This is a genomic window from Candidatus Didemnitutus sp., from assembly GCA_019634575.1.
Taxonomy (GTDB): Bacteria; Verrucomicrobiota; Verrucomicrobiia; order Opitutales; family Opitutaceae; genus Didemnitutus.
Map to the genome: position 1 here is coordinate 130,930 of JAHCAY010000002.1, position 16,251 is coordinate 147,180.

Genomic DNA, 16,251 nt, shown 5'->3' on the forward strand with positions numbered 1-16,251 from the left:
AACCCGAAATAAGGTCACACCCATGCAGACGCTCGGCGAACGACTCGAGGAAGCGCGCAAACGCAAAGGCCTCTCCATCCGCGAAGCCGCGGAAGCCACGAAGATCCGTGGCGATTATCTCCAGAAATTCGAGGCCAACTCCTTCGACTTCGACCTGCCGCCGCTCTACATCCGCGGCTTCCTCCGCACCTACGCCAAATATCTCGAATTTGATCCGGCGCGCGTCGTGTCCGAATTCGACACGATGATGGCCGACCAGGGCCGTGCCCCGCGCCGTGAGACCCGCGAGAACTACGGCCGCGTCGAGCTCGGCGGCGAAGGCTCCGAGCCCGCGCCGCGCGCCAGCGGCGGCGGCAACGGCCTCGACCCGGTGATGCTCAAATACGCCCTCTTCGGCGGCGGCGCACTCGTGCTCGTCGTCGTGGTCGTGCTGCTCATCAACGTCCTCTCCAGCCGCACGGAACCGCGGCAAACCGCAGCGAAGCAGACCGCGACCGAGACCGCAGCGACGCAGCCGTCCTCGCCGCCCGTCGGCGCCGAAGGCGCGGCCGGCGCGCAGACCCTCACTTTCGTCGGCCTCGACAACACGCGCCTCAAGATCGTGCGCGATGCCGACCAGAGCATCGTCTTCGACGGAACCATCAATCGCGGCGAAACCCGCTCATTCCGCAAGACCGGCGTCCTGCGCATCACGGTCGAGGATCGCACCAAGCTGCGCATGGAAGTGAACGGCCGCGCGATGGACCTGCCGCAATTCGCGAACGGCAACTACGGCCGCTTCAAGCTGGACTGAGTCGCGCGTCACCTCCGCCCACGAAAAAGGCCGGCGCTCGCCGGCCTTTTGTTTTCCGCACTTCGCGCAGAGTGGCGGGAGCCTCCAGCTCCTGCCGCCTTCTGCGCGGCAAAGCGCTTCACTTTTTCTTCCACGCGCCGCTCTCGTCCTGCACCCAGACGCCGGAGCGCGCGTTCGCGGCGATCTGCTTGGCGCGCGCGCGGCCCACGGAATCCGACGTCGCACCGGTCTGCTGCGCGATGAGCGCATAGACGGCCTCGCGATCGCGGTTCTCGTCCGAGACCACGGACGAGGCATTGCCGACGTTGTCGCGCACTTCGACGAAACCGCGGTTGTTTTCCCCGATGGCGCCCTTCGCTTTCAGCGCGTCGAGCTGCGGCAGACGCTGCTCCATGCGCTGACGAATGGCACCCGCCGATTGGGCGGAGACGGTGACAGTGAGCGCGCAGAGCGCGAGGCAGGCGGCGAAAAGACGGGCGATCATGGTTTTTTCTCCTCGTGGGTGGTGGTGGCGGACTTGGCGTCGAGGCCGCCGAAGAAATCCTCCAGCGCGCGCTCGACCTTCACGTTGACGTCGACGGTGATGTGGATCGGCTTCACCTCGATCGGTTCGGTGCGGACGTTCAGGCACCCGCCCAACAGCAGCGGGGTGGCAACGACCGCGAGGAACAAGGGACGTTTCATGTGGAGAAGGTTTCGCTCATTCGACGCCGCGAGGCGATGGAAAATTCAAATCCCGGCCGAGCTCCGGGAGGCAGCACGGAGTCGTTGGGTCGGGCAAGAGCCGGATGCCAGCCACGCGACGCGCCCGACGGCCGCGCCCTTCCGCAGTTGGAAAATGAACCAGCCTCACTCACGGGGCCTTAGTCCGCTGGGCGGCGCCACGGTTCCGTCCGCTATTTGCCGCCGAAACTTACGCGGCTGTTCAAGCCGAGGTTGAGCAGGCTTTCGAACGGCCCGTTCACATTGAGATCGAGGGTCACCGGCGCCTTGACCTCCGGGTCCACCGGCGAGCCGGCGAGATGCACGATCGCCGAGCGACCGGGCGGCGCCTTGGGCGGGCGGATGTCGAGGCGCAGCTCCGCGAGCTTCAATCGCAGGAGGCCGGCCTCGATCTTCTTCATCACGGTGTATTGCGCACTGTTCGGCGCCACGCCGCTCGTGAGCAAGCCGTCCGCATTGAACTGCACCTCGGCGTAGACGCCGCGTTTCAACTCCAGCCAGCCCGTGCCGAAACGGATACCGGCGCCATCGATACGCAACGGCACGCGGCCGTCCACCCGCCCCGTCGCCTTCGCCGGCACATCCCGCGCGAGCGCGAGCAGTTGTTCCACCACCAAGCCGTCCACGAGCAACACCGCCTCAAGCTCGTTCTGCCGCGGGAAAAACCGGAACGGCTCCGCCGCGAGCCGCCCGCCGAACGCCTCGAGCGTGGCGTGCGAGACCGCGATCTTCTCCACCGTGTCGAAGGCGAGCTGCAGCTCGAGGTTGGTCGTCTTGATCTCGCCGGCGGTGAGCGACGCCACATGCACGTCGCCGGGCTCGGAGATGAATTTGTCGAGATCGCGAAAATGGAACTTCGCGCTCACGCCGTCCGCCACGACGTTGCGCGCGGGAAACTCGAATCGCGCGTCGCTCAGCTCGACATCGCCGGCGAGCGCGAGTTTCCCGCCGGCGTAGGCGCCGGTTGCGCTGCCGCGCAGTTTCCCCGCGAGCGACCATTTGCCGCCCGGCAGCACGACCATTTGTCCGATGAAATCCTGCCACTGCGCGAGATCGAGCTGTGCGTCGGCAACTTGGAATTTCCATGTCCCGCTCGCGTAATTGAACTCGCCGCCGATTTTTGCCGCGAAGCCCGGTGCGGTCGCATTCACGTCACCGCTCCACCGGTCCTTCCCCGCAGGTTTCACGGCGAATTGCACCCGCACGTCCTGTTGTTGCTCACCCGCCGCCTGCACCACGAGCACGCCGTCGATGCTGACTTCCTCCGCCGGAACCGCCAGCGTCGTGGTCGTGCCGCCACCGCCGCCGCTGTAGCTCGCCCACTGCCACGGGTTGGTGTCGGAGCCATCCACAGTCACGGGCACCTTCGCGCCCTCGACGCGGATGGAGGCGAACGACGGCGACCACCAATGCCGCCGGTCGAGCGTGACGCGCTTCGCATCGAAGCGTTGCGCGCGCACGCGAAAGCCAAGGTCCGCCACTTCGACCCGCCAAGGCGACGCCTGTGTGACGTCGAGTTTCACGTCGCCGGCGCCCACCATCTTGAGCGTGGCCGCAATCGCCGCGCCAGCCAGGGGACGTCGCACGAGGACCAACGCCGTCACCAGAACGACAAACGCCACGATCAAGCGAACGATCCAGCGACGGCGCGTAACGACGGGAACGGCAGACATGTGCGCAAACTTGGCAAAGGAAGACGGGTTGTCGATGCGACAGGTAGGACGGCGCATTCCCTCACCGCAGGCCTGGCATCATCCTCGGCGCAGAATGGCGCCCGAGCTCTACCGCACTTGTCCGGTGCCGCGAATGACGTATTTGTAGGTCGTCAGTTCCTCGAGTCCCATCGGGCCGCGCGCATGGAGGCGATCGGTGCTGATACCGATCTCCGCACCGAAGCCGAACTCACTGCCATCGGTGAAACGCGTGCTCGCGTTCCAGTAAACCGTGGCGCTGTCGACTGCGTTGAGGAATTTTTCTGCGGCGGCGGCATCGGCCGTCACGATGGCGTCGCTGTGGTGCGAGCCGTTCTCCTCGATATGCGCGATGGCGGCGTCGAGACTGTCGACCACTTTCACCGCAAGGATCAGATCGAGAAACTCGGTGCGGAAGTCCTGCGGCTGCGCCGCAGTGATGAGAGTTGAGTGTTGAGAGTTGAGCGACGGGCCGAGGGCAGCGTGCGCCGCTGCATCGACCCGGAGCTGCACGCCGCGCTCGAGCAGCGCACGACCGGCCGTCGTGAGAAATTTCTCGGCGACGGCGCGGTGCACGAGCAGCGTCTCGATCGCGTTGCAGACGCCCGGGCGCTGGCACTTGGCGTTGAGTGCAATCTGTTCCGCCATGGCGAGGTCCGCGGCCGCATCGACGTAGAGTGCGCAAATGCCGTCGTAGTGCTTGATCACCGGCACGCGCGCGCTCGCGACGACGGCTTCAATGAGCCCGCGACCGCCGCGCGGGATGATGAGGTTCACGAACTCGTCGAGTGCCGCGAGGTGCTTCACCGCCTCGCGATCGGCAACGGGAATCAGTTGCACGGCGTCAGCGGGCAGGCCGCTCGCGACGAGACCGCGCGAAAGCGCAGCGGCGACCGCGAGATTGGTGCGCAGCGACTCGGAGCCGCCGCGCAGGATCACGGCGTTGCCGGCTTTCAGGCAGAGCGACGCGGCGTCGCTGGTGACGTTGGGGCGAGACTCGTAGATGATGCCAATGACGCCGATCGGCACGGCGACCTTGCGGAAAACGATGCCGTTCGCGTGCGACCATTCGCGCTGCACGCGTCCGACCGGGTCGGGCAAATCGGCCACAGCACGCACGCCGTCGGCCATCGCCGCGAGACGCTTTTCGTCAAGGCGGAGGCGGTCGAGCATCGCTTTCGATAACCCCGCCTTTTCTCCCGCGGCGAGATCGGCGGCATTGGCGGCGATGATTTCCGTGCGAGCGGCGAGCAACGCATCCGCCATGGCGCGCAGTGCGCGGTCCTTGTCGGCACGGGAGGCGAGTGCGAGCTGCGTCGCCGCCGCACGGGCGCGGCGGCCCAATTCGCGAATCTGTGCCGCGAGGTCGCTCATGTTCAGGCGCGCCGCGCGGGGAAAACGGTGCCAACGCGCTCGCCGGCGAGGGCAGCCTTCAGCAAGCCGGGCGTGCGGCCATTGAGGATTTGTCCGCGCACGCCGCCTTGCGTGGCGATCTTCACGGCCTGCAGCTTGGTGGTCATGCCGCCGACGGAGAGGCGGCCTTTTTCCTGGCGGACGAATCCGCTGACGCTGGCGACATCACGAACCTCGGGCACGACTTTGCCGCCGGCATCAAGCACGCCGTCGACGCTGGTGAGAAGGAAAAGGCGGTCGGCTTTCACGAGCAGCGCGACTTCGGCGGAGAGGCGGTCGTTGTCGCCGAAGTTGAGTTCTTCGACGGCGACGGAGTCGTTCTCGTTGATGATCGGCACGACGTCGCGGCGCGCGAAGAGCTGCGCGAGCGTGTTGCGGGCGTTGGCGTAGCTGGTGCGGCTGTCGAGGTCGTTGTGCGTGAGCAGCAGCTGCGCGACGGTCAGCCGGTGCTTCGCGAACATCGCGGCGTAGAGCTGCATCAGGCGCGCCTGGCCGACGGCGGCGCAGCCTTGTTTTGCGGCGAGGTCTTTCGGGCGCTCGGCGAGGCCGAGGGCGGCCATGCCGGCGGCGACGGCGCCGGAGGAGACGATGAGGCATTCGTGGCCGGCGCGAACGAGGGCGGCGACCTCGGCGGTGAGACGCGCGAATTGGCGGCGGTCGAGGGCGTTGCCCTTCGGATTCGTGAGAATGCCGGAGCCGAATTTCAGTATGATGCGTTGCGCGCGCGCAGCCATGGGAGCGGGACGTTCGCCGGGCGAATCGGCTCCGGCAAGGGGGAAAGGTGGCATAGTCCCGGAGGAGCGGGTGGAAGCTTCCGGCTCGGCAAGGAGCCTTTGCGCCGTAGGCTCGCCGCATCGTGAAGGCCCCCGCACGCCTAATCTTCGTCTGTCTGGCTGCGGCCTTCTTTGTCTGCGTGGCGGATGCGCGCACGCGGCGAGCGCCGACGAGCTTGCGGGATTTCACGGCGCGGGTCGTGAAGGTGAAGGACGGCGACTCGCTCGAGGTGCAAAAGGGCCCCGATGTCTACGAAGTGCGCCTCGCGCGGCTCGATGCGCCAGAACTGCATCAGGACCGCGGCGCGCTGGCCAAGCAGTTCACCGAGACGAAAGTCCTCGGCGCCGAGGTGCGCATCACGGCCAAGACGCTCGACACCTACGGCCGCCTCATCGGCGACGTGACGTATCGCAACGGCCGTTCGCTGAACGAGGACATCGTCGCCGCCGGTTGGGCGTGGTGGTATAAACGACTTTATCCCAAGGACAGCGTGATGGAGATGCTGGAGCGGCGCGCGCGGGAGCAGAAGTTCGGCGTGTGGCAAGACAAGGCGCCGACTCCGCCATGGCTGTGGCGGGAGAAGAATCGGAAGTGAAGAGGTAGCCCAGCCACTCCGAGGACGGGAGTCGGAGCGCGTGCAGGCGCAAGTGCTCGCCACCAAACACGCAACCCGCGCCCGGAGGTCGCGGGCTACCTCGCGAGCGAAACATGCGCCGCGAGTGAGGGCGGTTGAGGGCAACCACCCCTACCTCACGCTGCGCGGAGGCAGGCGGCGGACGCCTGCGCTACTTCACGCGACAGTGACGGGTTTGAGGTTCCAGATCTTCTCGGCGTAGTCGCCGATGGAACGATCGCTGGAGAACTTGCCGACGCGCGCGGTGTTGAGGATGGCCATGCGCGCCCAGCGACGCTTGTCGCGGTAGGCGGCATCGACCTTCGCCTGGCAATCGCAGTAGGCGCGGAAGTCAGCGAGCACCATGTAGGGATCGCCACCCTCGAGCAGACTGCTGCGCACCATCGCGGGCAGGTTGGGCGTTTCGCCGGGCACGAAGTAGTCGGAACCGAGCCAGTCGAGCACGGCGCGGATTTCCTCGTCGGCGTTGTAGTAATCCCACGGGTTATAGCCCTTCGTGCGCAACGCCTGCACTTCCTCGACGGTCATGCCGAAGATGAAGATGTTGTCGGCGCCGACTTCCTCGCCGATCTCGACGTTGGCGCCGTCGAGCGTGCCGATGGTAAGCGCGCCGTTGAGGGCGAGCTTCATGTTGCCGGTGCCGGAGGCTTCCTTGCCGGCGGTGGAGATTTGCTCGGAGAGATCGGCGGCGGGGATGATGCGCGAGGCGAGCGAGACGCGGTAGTTGGGCAGGAAGACGACCTTCAGCTTGCCGTTGACGCGCGGATCGTGATTCACGCGCGCGGCGAGGGCGTTGATCGATTTGATGATGGCCTTGGCGAGGTCGTAACCGGGCGCGGCCTTGGCGGCGAAAACGAACACGCGCGGCGTGATGTCGAGATCGGGGTTCTGCACCAGGCGGCGGTAGAGCGCGAGGATGTGGAGCAGATTCAGGTGCTGGCGCTTGTATTCGTGCAGGCGCTTGATCTGCACGTCGAAGAGCGCGTCGGGCGAGACGTCGACGCCGCAGTCGCGTTTGATGATCGCGGCGAGGTCGAGCTTGTTCTGGCGCTTGATCGCCATGAACTCGTCCTGGAACTTCGGGTCGTCGGCCCATTTTTCGAGCTTCTTGAGCTGGTCGAGGTCGCGCGGCCAGGCGTCGCCGATCTTCGAGGTGATGAGCGACGAGAGGCGCGGGTTGCAGGCGCGAAGCCAGCGGCGCGGCGTGATGCCGTTGGTGACGTTGATGAACTTGCCCGGATAGAGCGCGTCGAACTCCGGGAACAGCTGCGCGCGCAGGAGGCGCGTGTGCAGCTCGGCGACGCCGTTGACGGCGAACGAGCCGACGACCGAGAGGTTGGCCATGCGCACGTAGCGCGAGCCGCCTTCCTCGATGAGCGAGACGACGCGTTTCTTCTCGTTGTCGCCGGGCCATTTCGTTTCGCAGAGCGTCATCAGGTGCGAGTTGATCTCGTAGACGATGAGCAGGTGGCGCGGCAGCACGCGCTGGAAGAGCGGCACGCTCCAACGCTCGAGCGCCTCGGGCAGCAGCGTGTGGTTCGTGTAGGCGAAGACCTTCGTCACGATGCCCCACGCGCGGTCGAAGGCCAGGCCTTCCTCGTCGAGGAGGATGCGCATCAGCTCGACCACCGCGAGGGCCGGGTGCGTGTCGTTGAGCTGGACCGCGACCTTGTCGGAGAAGTTGTCCCAGCCGTTGGCGGGATTCGAGAAGTGGCGGCGGATGATGTCGCGCAGCGAGCACGTCACGAAGAAATACTGCTGCACGAGGCGCAGCTCCTTGCCGTTCTCGGTCTTGTCGTTCGGATAAAGAACCTTCGAGATCGTCTCGCCGTAGGCCTTCTCGCGCACGGCCTCGATGTAGCCGCCTTCGTTGAAGGTGCGCAGATCGAAATCCTCGGTGGCCTTCGAGGCCCAGAGGCGGAGGATGTTCACGGTCTTGGTGCCGTAGCCGACGACGGGGATGTCGAACGGAAAACCGAGGATCGTCTTCGTGTCGACCCAGCGCCACTTGAAGTTGCCGCGGTCGTCGAAGATCTGCTCGCAACGACCGAACAGGCGCACCGGTTGCGTGAACTCCGGCCGCACCAGCTCCCACGGCGCGCCGTAGATGAGCCAGTTGTCCGGATGCTCGACCTGGTGGCCGTTGACGAATTCCTGGCGGAACAGGCCGAACTCGTAATGGATGCCGTAGCCGACGGCAGGCAGGTCCATCGTCGACATCGAGTCGAGGTAGCACGCGGCGAGGCGACCGAGACCGCCGTTGCCGAGGCCCATGTCTTCCTCCTGCGCGCGGATGACTTCGAAATCCTGGCCGATGTCGGCGAGCGCCTCGGTGGTCGCGTCGAGCAGGCCGAGATTGATCAGATTGTTCAGCATCAGGCGGCCGATGAGGTATTCGAGCGAGAGATAGTAGACGCGCCGGACGTTGCCCACGCGGTGCGCCTTGTAGGTGTCGAGTCCACGCTCGATCATGCGGTCGCGGATCGCCGTCGCCGTCGCGATCCACCAATCCCGGCGCGTGGCCGACTCGACGTCGCGGCCCATCTTGTATTTCAGGTAATGCAGGATGGAACGCTGCAAATTCGCCGCTTCCGGACTGAGTGCTTTGCGGGCGGATTTGGACTTCGATTTGGCGGTGGAGGGCGCGGACATGGCGGGCGCATCCAACAGCTGAAGCGGCGGGCGGCGCAAGGCGCGATTCCTGCTCCCCGTGTGTCAGACCGGATTTTTCCGGGAAGCCTAAGAAAATTCCGGGGCGCGGGCGGAGCTTTCTCCCCGCGCCGCACTCAGCGCTGGAACCGTCGCGCGAGTTCGCCGCGACTCAGCTCGAAATGCGTCGGGCGTCCGCCCGGGCTCGTGTGCGGCTGCGCGCAGGCGAAGAGCTGGGCGACCAGCGCGAGCGCGTCCGTCTCGGTCGTCGTCTCGGGCAGGCGCACCGCCTTTTGCGCCGCGAGGCGCGCGAACTCGTCGTCGGCCAGCCGTGTGTTGCGTTCGTCGATCCGCCCCTCGCGCATCAGCGCGAGCACGTCGCGCAGGAAACGCTCCGCGCCCTCCGGTTCGAGCCAAGTCGGCACCGACTCGATGCGGAAGAAATTACGGCCGAACTCGGCCACCTCGACGCCGTGGCGCGCCAGCCACTTCAACTTGTCGAGAAGCATCGCGCTCGCCACCGGATCGAGCTCCACCGGCACCGCGAACAACAGCCGCTGACTCTCGATGCGCCCGTCAGCGAACTGCGTCTGCAGCCGCTCGAACCAGACGCGCTCGTGCGCCGCGCGGCGATCGACGACCACGACACCCGCCGGCGACTCGAACAGCGCGAAGTCGCCGTGCGCCGTGCCGAGGAAACGCCAGCCCAGCAGGCGCGAGGCCGCAGCTGGATTTGGGCTTTTTGATATTGGATTTTGGATTGGCGGCGCGGGCGCGAGCGACGCTGCAGCTTGCGGCGTTGAACCCGGGCGGCCCGCGACCTCCGGGCGCGGGTGCTCGGGGCGGGATGCGGGCGCGACGGCCGAACTGGTCGGCGACATCGGCACCGCAGCCGGCGGCGGCGCAAACGTGCTCACGCGTCGCCACTCCGCCAGGCGCTCGACACCGCGCGCCGCAGTCTCCGGGCTCGAAGTTTCCACAACCGGCACGCCCACACCGAACTCGCGCAGACGCTGCAACACGGTGCGAATGACGAAACCCCTCACCTCGCCCTCGCTGCGGAAACGCACCTCGCGCTTGGCCGGATGGACGTTCACGTCGACCGCGGCCGGGTTCATCTCGAGGAAGAGCACGGCGACCGGATAGCGGCCCTTCGGCAGCGACGTCGTGTAGGATTCGATCAGCGCGTAGTTGAGCGTGCGGCTGTCCACCGGGCGCTGGTTCACGAACATGATCATCTCGTGCCGCGCGGCGCGCGATACGCCGGGTTTGCCGATGAGGCCGGTGAGGCGCAGGCCGTTGTCGTTCGCGTCAACCGAGAGCGCATCGGCGGTGAATTGTCGCCCGAAAATTTCCGCCACGCGCGCCTCGAGCGTCGTGCACGCGGGCGACTGGAACAGCACGCGGCCGTCCTCGATGAGCGTGAAAGCCGTCTGCGGACAGGCCAGCGCGTAGAGCCGCACGGTCTGGATGATGTGCGCCGACTCGGTGGCGTCGCTCTTGAGGAACTTGCGGCGCGCCGGCACGGCGTTGAAGAGATGAGTGACGGTGATGCGCGTGCCGGGCGCGACGCCGCACTCGCGGACGTGCACGAGTTTGCCGCCGTTCACGAGCACCTCGGTGCCGGCGGACGCATCGGCCGGGCGCGTTTGCAGCTCGAATTTCGCCACACTCGCGATCGACGGCAGCGCCTCGCCGCGAAAGCCGAACGAGTGCAGCGTGTCGAGGTCGGTCGTTTCGACGATCTTGCTCGTGGCGTGACGCTCGAGGCAGAGCAGCGCGTCGTCCTTGGACATGCCGCAGCCGTTATCCTCGATGCGCATGTAGCTGCGCCCGCCGTGGCGGAATTCGACTTCGATGCGCGTGGCGCCGGCGTCGAGGGAGTTCTCGACGAGCTCCTTGATCACCGCCGCCGGGCGCTCGATGACCTCGCCGGCCGCGATTTGATTCGCGACGCGATCGGAGAGGACGCGGATGCGGGGCATGAACGGAGCGGCGACGCGCGGCGTCAGCCGAGCAGTTTCTTCCAACGCGCGACCTGTCGCTTCACCTGCGCGGGCCCGGGCATGCCGGTGCCGGTGCGACGCGCCATCGCTTTCGCGAGCACGAACGAGTCGGACCAATCCGGGCCAAACTTCGGATGCACGGCGGCGACTTCGTCGTTGGAAAGGCGATCGAGCGGCACGCCTTTCTTTTCGGCGAGTTTCACGACGGCGCCGACCGCGTGATGCGCCTCGCGGAAAGCGACGCCGGCGCGCACGAGGTAGTCGGCGAGATCGGTGGCGAGCAGCGCGGGATCGGCGACGGCCGTCGCGCAGCGCTCCTGGTGGAAAGTCAGGCCGGCGAACGTGCCCGCGAGCACGTCGAGGCAGAGCACGGTCTGGTCGTGGCTGTCGAAGACCGGCGGCTTGTCCTCCTGCAAATCGCGATTGTAGGTGAGCGGCAGGCCCTTCGTCAGCGTGAGCAGCGTGTGGAGATTGCCCTGCAACCGCGCCGACTTGCCGCGGATGAGTTCCATCGAGTCGGGATTCTTCTTCTGCGGCATCAGGCTCGAACCGGTGCAGAAGGCGTCGGGCAAATCGACGAACTTGAACTCCGCGCTCATCCACAGGATCAGGTCCTCGGCCATGCGCGAGAGATGCACGCCGACGAGCGCGCACGCGGAGGCGAACTCGATGTAGAGGTCGCGGTCGCTGACGGCGTCCATGCTGTTCTGCGTGACGCGCGGGCGGCCGGCGTCGTCGATGAAACCGAGTTGTTTCGCGGCGAACTCGCGGTCGATCGGCAGTGTCGTGCCGGCGATCGCGCCGGAGCCGAGCGGGCACCAGTTGGCGTGATCCTGCACGACGACGAAGCGCTCGGCGTCGCGCTGCAGCATTTCGAGGTAAGCGAGCAGATGGTGCGCGACGAACACCGGCTGCGCCCGCTGCAGGTGCGTGTAGCCGGGGATGAGCACGTCGGGATTCGCCTCGGCGACCGCGAGGATGGCGCGCTGCGCGGCGTCGATGCGCTGGATGACGTCCGTGCACGCGGCCTTGAAGTAGAGGCGCATGTCGGTCGCGACCTGGTCGTTGCGGCTGCGCGCGGTGTGGAGCTTGGCGGCAGCGGGCTCGCGCTTGGTCAGCGCTTGCTCGATGTTCATGTGCACGTCCTCGAGCTGCGTGCTCCACGTGAACTTGCCGGCGTTGATCTCCGCGAGGATGGCGTCGAGGCCGGCGTGGATGGCGTCGCGCTCCTTGGCGGTGATAATGCCGACGTGCGCGAGCATGGCGCTGTGGCCCTTGCTGCCTTGGATGTCGAACGGCGCGAGGCGCGAGTCGAAGGAGACCGACTCGCTGAACTTGAGCATCAGCTCGGCGGGTCCCGCCGAGAAACGTCCGCCCCAAGTGGCTTGCGCTTTCTTTGCCATAGGAGAGCGAAGCAACGTCCCGCCGCCGGGCGTGGCAACGAGATTTTGGGTCGCGCCGGGCGACGGCACTTGGAGTTTGCGGGAGCGAGTCGGCGGGGCATCGTGCTGGCATGCGTTTCGCCGCGGTGCTCCTCGCCTGCCTGTTCGCCACGCTCCCCGCGCGCGCGGCGGAGGCGGCTTTCATGCGGGCGACGGTGCCGGCGATGAAGACGTCGATCTACGTCGGCAGCGTCACGCTCACGACGTGCACGTTCGAGCGCAGCGGCGACCGGTGGAGCACGACTTACAACGCAAAGGTTTTTCCGTGGTTTCCGTGGAGCGAGCACGGCGAGATCACGATCACCGTGACGGACGCCGCCCTCGCGCGGCTCGCGAAGGGCGAGACCGTGGAATTCACCGGCGACGCGCAGAACCACAAAAAGAAACCCCGCAAAGTCACCGGTCGCGCGCAACCCGCCAACGATCACGCGGGCAAGATCAAGGTCCGCATCCATGTCGACGACGTGGAGCTGATCTTCAACGGCAGCTACGAACTCTCGCGCTGACGCGCGCGAGCTCCGGCCCGTCGGCTGCGTTCACCGCACCAAGCCGCCCGGAGGCGGGTTCGAAGGTGGGATGAAAAACGCGACGGCAGTGCACCGGCGCAATGTAACCTATTAGGTTACATTCGGCGGGTGCGCACGGCGCTATACACCGCACCGGATTATTCCGGCCAATGGAAGACGACCGGCGTGTCGACCTCGGGCGCGAGGCTCTTCTTCACCGGGCAAGCCAGCGCGGCGCGTTCGAGGAGGCCTTCGGGATCTTTCGTCTTCGCGAACGGCATCCAGACCTGCGTGGCGATGCGCACGATGCGGCGCGGGGCGTCGGCGGACATTTCCTTGGTGACTTCCCACTTCACGCCGGGGATGTCGATGCCGAGGCGATTCTTCGCGGCGATCGCCATCGTCGTGACCATGCACGAGCCGAGCGAGGCGCAGAACAGGTCGGTCGGCGAAAACGCGGCGCCGCGGCCGTGATTGTCCTTCGGCGCGTCGGTGTCGATCGTCTGGCCGGACGGGCCGTGCGTGAGCTGGCAATTCAGCCCGCCGATGTAGGTGCCGGTGCTTTTGACCATGGCGGGAGTTGGCCACAAAGAGGCGCCAGAAGACACAAAAAAGTCCGTCACCGCAAACCTGGGGAGATTTGGTAGCCCGACTGCTCCGCGGGCGGGATTACCCGAGCCCGGAGCGCGGGCTACCCACGGTGGCCATAGACCGCCGCTACAAGGAAGAGCATCACGCGAACTTCTTCAGGCGCGCGGCGACATCGGCGCGCAGGCGGTCAATGTAGCCGAGCGTGAAGGATTCCACGTCGAGCGACGGATCGCGCACGAGTGGCGCGAGGTCCATCGCCCACGTGAGGGCGTTGGCTTTGTCCGTCACGTGCGACGTGAAGAAGGTCGCGTTGGCGAGGCGGCGTCCGGCGATGGCGAGGTCGTAGCGTTTGCCGCCGGCGATTTGGGACTCGAACGCGCCGATGAGCTGCGCGGCGACGTCGGGCAACGCGGAGTCGTCGAGGACGGTCTTGTCGGTGTCGAGGAGCCAGTCGAGATTGCGCCACACTTCGCAGCCGAGGACCTGCGACGGACGCTTCTCCGGCGGCAGCGCGCGCAGCGCGGCGAGGCAGCGGAGAAAAACGGCGATGTGGGTGTCGTGTTTGTCCGCCGGATTGTGCAGATAGACGACGCGCGGCGACATGGTCGCGAGGAGCGCCGCGATGTCTTCCACGACAACCGAAGTGCGCGCGTCCTTCACGACGCTGCTGGGATGCGCGAGCTGGATTTGCGCGGCGTAGCGGCCGAGATCGGCGGCGCGGCGCTGTTCGTCGCGACGGACGAGCTTCATCTCGTCGTCGGTCATCGTCGCGAAGCGACCCGCGCGCGGGCTGCCGCCGCCGTCGGTGACGACCACGCCGGTGAAGCCGGCATCGGCGCGGCCGTAGCAGGCGGCGATGGCGCTGTGGGCCATGATTTCAATGTCGTCCTGGTGGGCGGCGATGCACAGGTGCGTCGTGCGGGCGAGCGCGGCGGCGATGGGTGCTCCATCGGGGATGTGGATGTCCGCGGCGGGTTGGTGGAACTTCATGCGGAAAGCGTGAGCCATTCGATCTTCTCGGCGCGGCCGGCGGCGTTGAACTCGACGATCGTGCCTGACAGGCGGACATCGCCGCTCGCCACTTCAAAGCGCCGCGGCATGCCGTCGCGGAAGCGCGCGATGACGGCGCTCGTGTCGCGGCCGAGCACGGAGTCGTGCGGGCCGGTCATGCCGACGTCGCACTGGAACGCGGTTTGCTTCGTCAACAGCGAGCAATCCGAGGTCGCGACGTGCGTGTGCGTGCCGAGCACGGCGGTCGCGCGGCCGTCGAGGAACCAGCCCATCGCCTGCTTCTCGGAAGTGGCTTCGGCGTGGATTTCCACGAGCGCACCGTCGAATCGGCCGGCGTTGGCAGCGAGGATTTTCTCCGCAGTGTCGAAAGGGCAATCGACCTTCGGGCCCATGAAATTCCGTCCGAGCACGGTGAAGACGAGGAGGCGAAAGCCGTTTTTCTCGAGGATGAGATGAGTGCGACCGGGGCACGCGACGGGGAGGTTCGCGGGTCGGCAGACGCGCTCGAAGCTGGCGATCTCGTTCTCCCACCCTTTCTGGTCCCAGACGTGATCGCCGAGCGTGAGCGCGTCGCAACCGGCTTCGAGGAGGCTTTTCGCGAGCGGGCCGTTGATGCCGGCGCCGGCGGCGCAGTTCTCGGCGTTGGCGATGACGAAATCCAGTCCCCGCTCGGCGCGCAATTTCGGCACGAGCGCGGCGACGGCATCGCGGCCGGGGCGGCCGACGATGTCACCGATGAAGAGAAGTTTCATGCGCGCGCCGTGCAGCGAAGGTTACGGCGCGAGGTAGGCGGCGTTCCAGGCGTTGCCGGCGGCGCTCGGGCTGAGGCGCGTGGCTTTGCCGGTCTCGGTGTCGAGGAGGAAAAGCGCGCGATTGGTCGCGGTGCGGAAGGTGCACACGACGTGGCGGCCGTCGGCGCACCAGACGGGCTCGACGGCGTCGTAGGGCGCTTTCGAGACCTGCTTCGCGGTGCGCGCGGCGAAGTCGAACACCGCGATCTGGTAACCGCGGCCGATGCCGGTGGTGAAGACGATCTTATTCGGATCGGCGCGGCTCCAATCGGGCTCGGCGCAGTATTTCGAGATGTTGGTGGAGAGGCGCGTCATCTGGCCGCCAGCGGCGGGCATGACGAAAAGTTGCGGACCGCCCGCCGCGTCGGAGGTGAAGACGAGGCGCGCGCCGTCAGGCGACCACGCGGGCGAGGCTTCGACGGATTGGTTGTTGGTCAGGCGCTTGATTTGGCGGCCTTGCGCATTGCCGACGTAGATCTCGGGATTGCCTTCGCCGGAGAGCACCATCGCGAGGCGATCACCGTTGGGCGAGAAGCGGCCGCCGCTGTTCGTGCCCTTGAAGCTGACGAGCGTGTCGAGCGAGCGCGTGCGGAGATTCAGCAGGTAGATATCGGGGAAACCGGTGCGATAGCTCGTGAAGATGATGCGGCTGCCGTCGGGCGACCAGCGCGGCCCGATGATGTTCTTGCCCTGCACGGGATGGCTGAAGAGGTCGCCGAAGAAGAGGTCACCGGTCATGATCGTCTGCTGGCCGCCGCGGTCGGTGACGAACGCGAGCTTGCCGGCGAAGATGCCGGGCAGGCCAGTGGTCTTGGTGACGGCGGCGTCAGCCGCTTTGAGAAGGGCGTTGCGCGTGCTGGTGCCGGAGACGGTCTGCGTGAAGATCGCGCTGCCGCGCTGCGAGACGGTGACGGTGACTTGGTTCGCGCCGGCGCTGTCGAAGCGGATCGCGAATGCGCCGCCGCTCTGCACGAGGCGGAATTTGCCGTGGGAATTGAAGGCCTGCAGCGCGAGGTTTTGCAGCTCGGCGGTGTTGGAGCTGATCGAGACGGCGAAGGCGGAAGTGTCGGCGGCGACGTCGATCGAGCCGATGTTGATCGGCTGCGCGAGAACGGGGGCGGCGAGCGCGAGGCCGAGGAGGAGTGCGAAAGTTTTCTGCATGAGAATGGGACGGGCTTTAATGGTGAGCGAGCGGGCGGGTTTTGATTTTACTCCCGACCCTTTAGG

Annotated in this window: 15 protein-coding genes; 3 read left to right on the forward strand and 12 right to left on the reverse strand. The window is 66.6% G+C overall.

Annotation, left to right across the window (positions count from 1 at the left end; translation table 11 throughout):
- The first annotated feature begins 22 nt into the window (after nt 1–22).
- Entirely contained in the window at nt 23–793 is a 771-nt protein-coding gene (locus KF715_15610) for a DUF4115 domain-containing protein (protein MBX3738121.1), read from the forward strand.
- Between the two features lie 118 nt (nt 794–911).
- Here the strand turns inward: KF715_15610 and KF715_15615 are convergent, their stop codons facing one another.
- The 5 genes from KF715_15615 to proB all read right to left on the reverse strand — a co-directional run bounded on the left by KF715_15615 (nt 912) and on the right by proB (nt 5,354).
- Nucleotides 912–1,277 (reverse strand): YdbL family protein, encoded by a 366-nt coding sequence (locus KF715_15615; protein MBX3738122.1) that lies wholly within the window; start codon nt 1,275–1,277, stop codon nt 912–914.
- Nucleotides 1,274–1,477 carry a hypothetical protein gene (locus KF715_15620; protein ID MBX3738123.1) on the reverse strand — a complete coding sequence of 68 codons (204 nt, stop codon included), beginning with the start codon at nt 1,475–1,477 and terminating at the stop codon, nt 1,274–1,276. Before KF715_15620 ends, KF715_15615 begins: the two co-directional genes overlap by 4 nt.
- Before the next feature lie 212 nt (nt 1,478–1,689).
- Nucleotides 1,690–3,189, reverse strand: a complete 1,500-nt coding sequence (locus tag KF715_15625; GenBank protein MBX3738124.1) for a YdbH domain-containing protein — start codon at nt 3,187–3,189, stop codon at nt 1,690–1,692.
- 108 nt (nt 3,190–3,297) lie between these two features.
- Nucleotides 3,298–4,587, reverse strand: coding sequence for a glutamate-5-semialdehyde dehydrogenase (locus tag KF715_15630; GenBank protein ID MBX3738125.1), 1,290 nt, complete (start codon nt 4,585–4,587; stop codon nt 3,298–3,300).
- Nucleotides 4,584–5,354, reverse strand: a complete 771-nt coding sequence (proB, locus tag KF715_15635; GenBank protein MBX3738126.1) for a glutamate 5-kinase — start codon at nt 5,352–5,354, stop codon at nt 4,584–4,586. Before proB ends, KF715_15630 begins: the two co-directional genes overlap by 4 nt.
- A gap of 122 nt (nt 5,355–5,476) precedes the next feature.
- On the opposite strand from proB, the gene KF715_15640 reads away from it, so the two are divergent.
- Nucleotides 5,477–5,989 (forward strand): thermonuclease family protein, encoded by a 513-nt coding sequence (locus tag KF715_15640; GenBank protein ID MBX3738127.1) that lies wholly within the window; start codon nt 5,477–5,479, stop codon nt 5,987–5,989.
- Between the two features lie 195 nt (nt 5,990–6,184).
- Here the strand turns inward: KF715_15640 and KF715_15645 are convergent, their stop codons facing one another.
- The 3 genes from KF715_15645 to argH all read right to left on the reverse strand — a co-directional run bounded on the left by KF715_15645 (nt 6,185) and on the right by argH (nt 12,086).
- Nucleotides 6,185–8,680 carry a glycogen/starch/alpha-glucan phosphorylase gene (locus tag KF715_15645; protein MBX3738128.1) on the reverse strand — a complete coding sequence of 832 codons (2,496 nt, stop codon included), beginning with the start codon at nt 8,678–8,680 and terminating at the stop codon, nt 6,185–6,187.
- Between the two features lie 134 nt (nt 8,681–8,814).
- Complete coding sequence (gene mutL / locus KF715_15650; GenBank protein MBX3738129.1) at nt 8,815–10,662, reverse strand: DNA mismatch repair endonuclease MutL; 1,848 nt, start codon at nt 10,660–10,662, stop codon at nt 8,815–8,817.
- A gap of 23 nt (nt 10,663–10,685) precedes the next feature.
- Nucleotides 10,686–12,086: an argininosuccinate lyase gene (argH, locus tag KF715_15655; GenBank protein ID MBX3738130.1), complete on the reverse strand. Its 1,401-nt coding sequence runs from the start codon at nt 12,084–12,086 to the stop codon at nt 10,686–10,688.
- Between the two features lie 110 nt (nt 12,087–12,196).
- On the opposite strand from argH, the gene KF715_15660 reads away from it, so the two are divergent.
- Entirely contained in the window at nt 12,197–12,631 is a 435-nt protein-coding gene (locus tag KF715_15660) for a hypothetical protein (GenBank protein MBX3738131.1), read from the forward strand.
- A gap of 158 nt (nt 12,632–12,789) precedes the next feature.
- Here KF715_15660 and KF715_15665 read toward each other — a convergent pair whose 3' ends face one another.
- The 4 genes from KF715_15665 to KF715_15680 form a co-directional block, all read right to left on the reverse strand.
- Nucleotides 12,790–13,203, reverse strand: a complete 414-nt coding sequence (locus tag KF715_15665; GenBank protein ID MBX3738132.1) for an OsmC family protein — start codon at nt 13,201–13,203, stop codon at nt 12,790–12,792.
- Between the two features lie 160 nt (nt 13,204–13,363).
- The gene (locus tag KF715_15670; protein MBX3738133.1) at nt 13,364–14,212 is read right to left on the reverse strand and encodes a PIG-L family deacetylase; all 849 of its coding nucleotides are present in this window, start codon (nt 14,210–14,212) and stop codon (nt 13,364–13,366) included.
- The gene (locus KF715_15675) at nt 14,209–14,985 is read right to left on the reverse strand and encodes a YmdB family metallophosphoesterase (protein ID MBX3738134.1); all 777 of its coding nucleotides are present in this window, start codon (nt 14,983–14,985) and stop codon (nt 14,209–14,211) included. The genes KF715_15670 and KF715_15675 overlap by 4 nt, the downstream gene beginning before the upstream one ends.
- Nucleotides 14,986–15,006: 21 nt before the next feature.
- On the reverse strand, nt 15,007–16,185 hold the full coding sequence (locus KF715_15680) for a PD40 domain-containing protein (protein ID MBX3738135.1): 1,179 nt from the start codon (nt 16,183–16,185) through the stop codon (nt 15,007–15,009).
- Nucleotides 16,186–16,251: the final 66 nt, after the last annotated feature.

Coding starts and splice junctions, on each gene's coding strand:
- KF715_15610 (MBX3738121.1), top strand. CDS start 23: ATGCAGACGCTCGGCGAACGACTCGAGGAAGCGCGCAAACGCAAAGGC.
- KF715_15615 (MBX3738122.1), bottom strand. CDS start 1,277: ATGATCGCCCGTCTTTTCGCCGCCTGCCTCGCGCTCTGCGCGCTCACT.
- KF715_15620 (MBX3738123.1), bottom strand. CDS start 1,477: ATGAAACGTCCCTTGTTCCTCGCGGTCGTTGCCACCCCGCTGCTGTTG.
- KF715_15625 (MBX3738124.1), bottom strand. CDS start 3,189: ATGTCTGCCGTTCCCGTCGTTACGCGCCGTCGCTGGATCGTTCGCTTG.
- proB (MBX3738126.1), bottom strand. CDS start 5,354: ATGGCTGCGCGCGCGCAACGCATCATACTGAAATTCGGCTCCGGCATT.
- KF715_15645 (MBX3738128.1), bottom strand. CDS start 8,680: ATGTCCGCGCCCTCCACCGCCAAATCGAAGTCCAAATCCGCCCGCAAA.
- mutL (MBX3738129.1), bottom strand. CDS start 10,662: ATGCCCCGCATCCGCGTCCTCTCCGATCGCGTCGCGAATCAAATCGCG.
- argH (MBX3738130.1), bottom strand. CDS start 12,086: ATGGCAAAGAAAGCGCAAGCCACTTGGGGCGGACGTTTCTCGGCGGGA.
- KF715_15660 (MBX3738131.1), top strand. CDS start 12,197: ATGCGTTTCGCCGCGGTGCTCCTCGCCTGCCTGTTCGCCACGCTCCCC.
- KF715_15665 (MBX3738132.1), bottom strand. CDS start 13,203: ATGGTCAAAAGCACCGGCACCTACATCGGCGGGCTGAATTGCCAGCTC.
- KF715_15670 (MBX3738133.1), bottom strand. CDS start 14,212: ATGAAGTTCCACCAACCCGCCGCGGACATCCACATCCCCGATGGAGCA.
- KF715_15675 (MBX3738134.1), bottom strand. CDS start 14,985: ATGAAACTTCTCTTCATCGGTGACATCGTCGGCCGCCCCGGCCGCGAT.
- KF715_15680 (MBX3738135.1), bottom strand. CDS start 16,185: ATGCAGAAAACTTTCGCACTCCTCCTCGGCCTCGCGCTCGCCGCCCCC.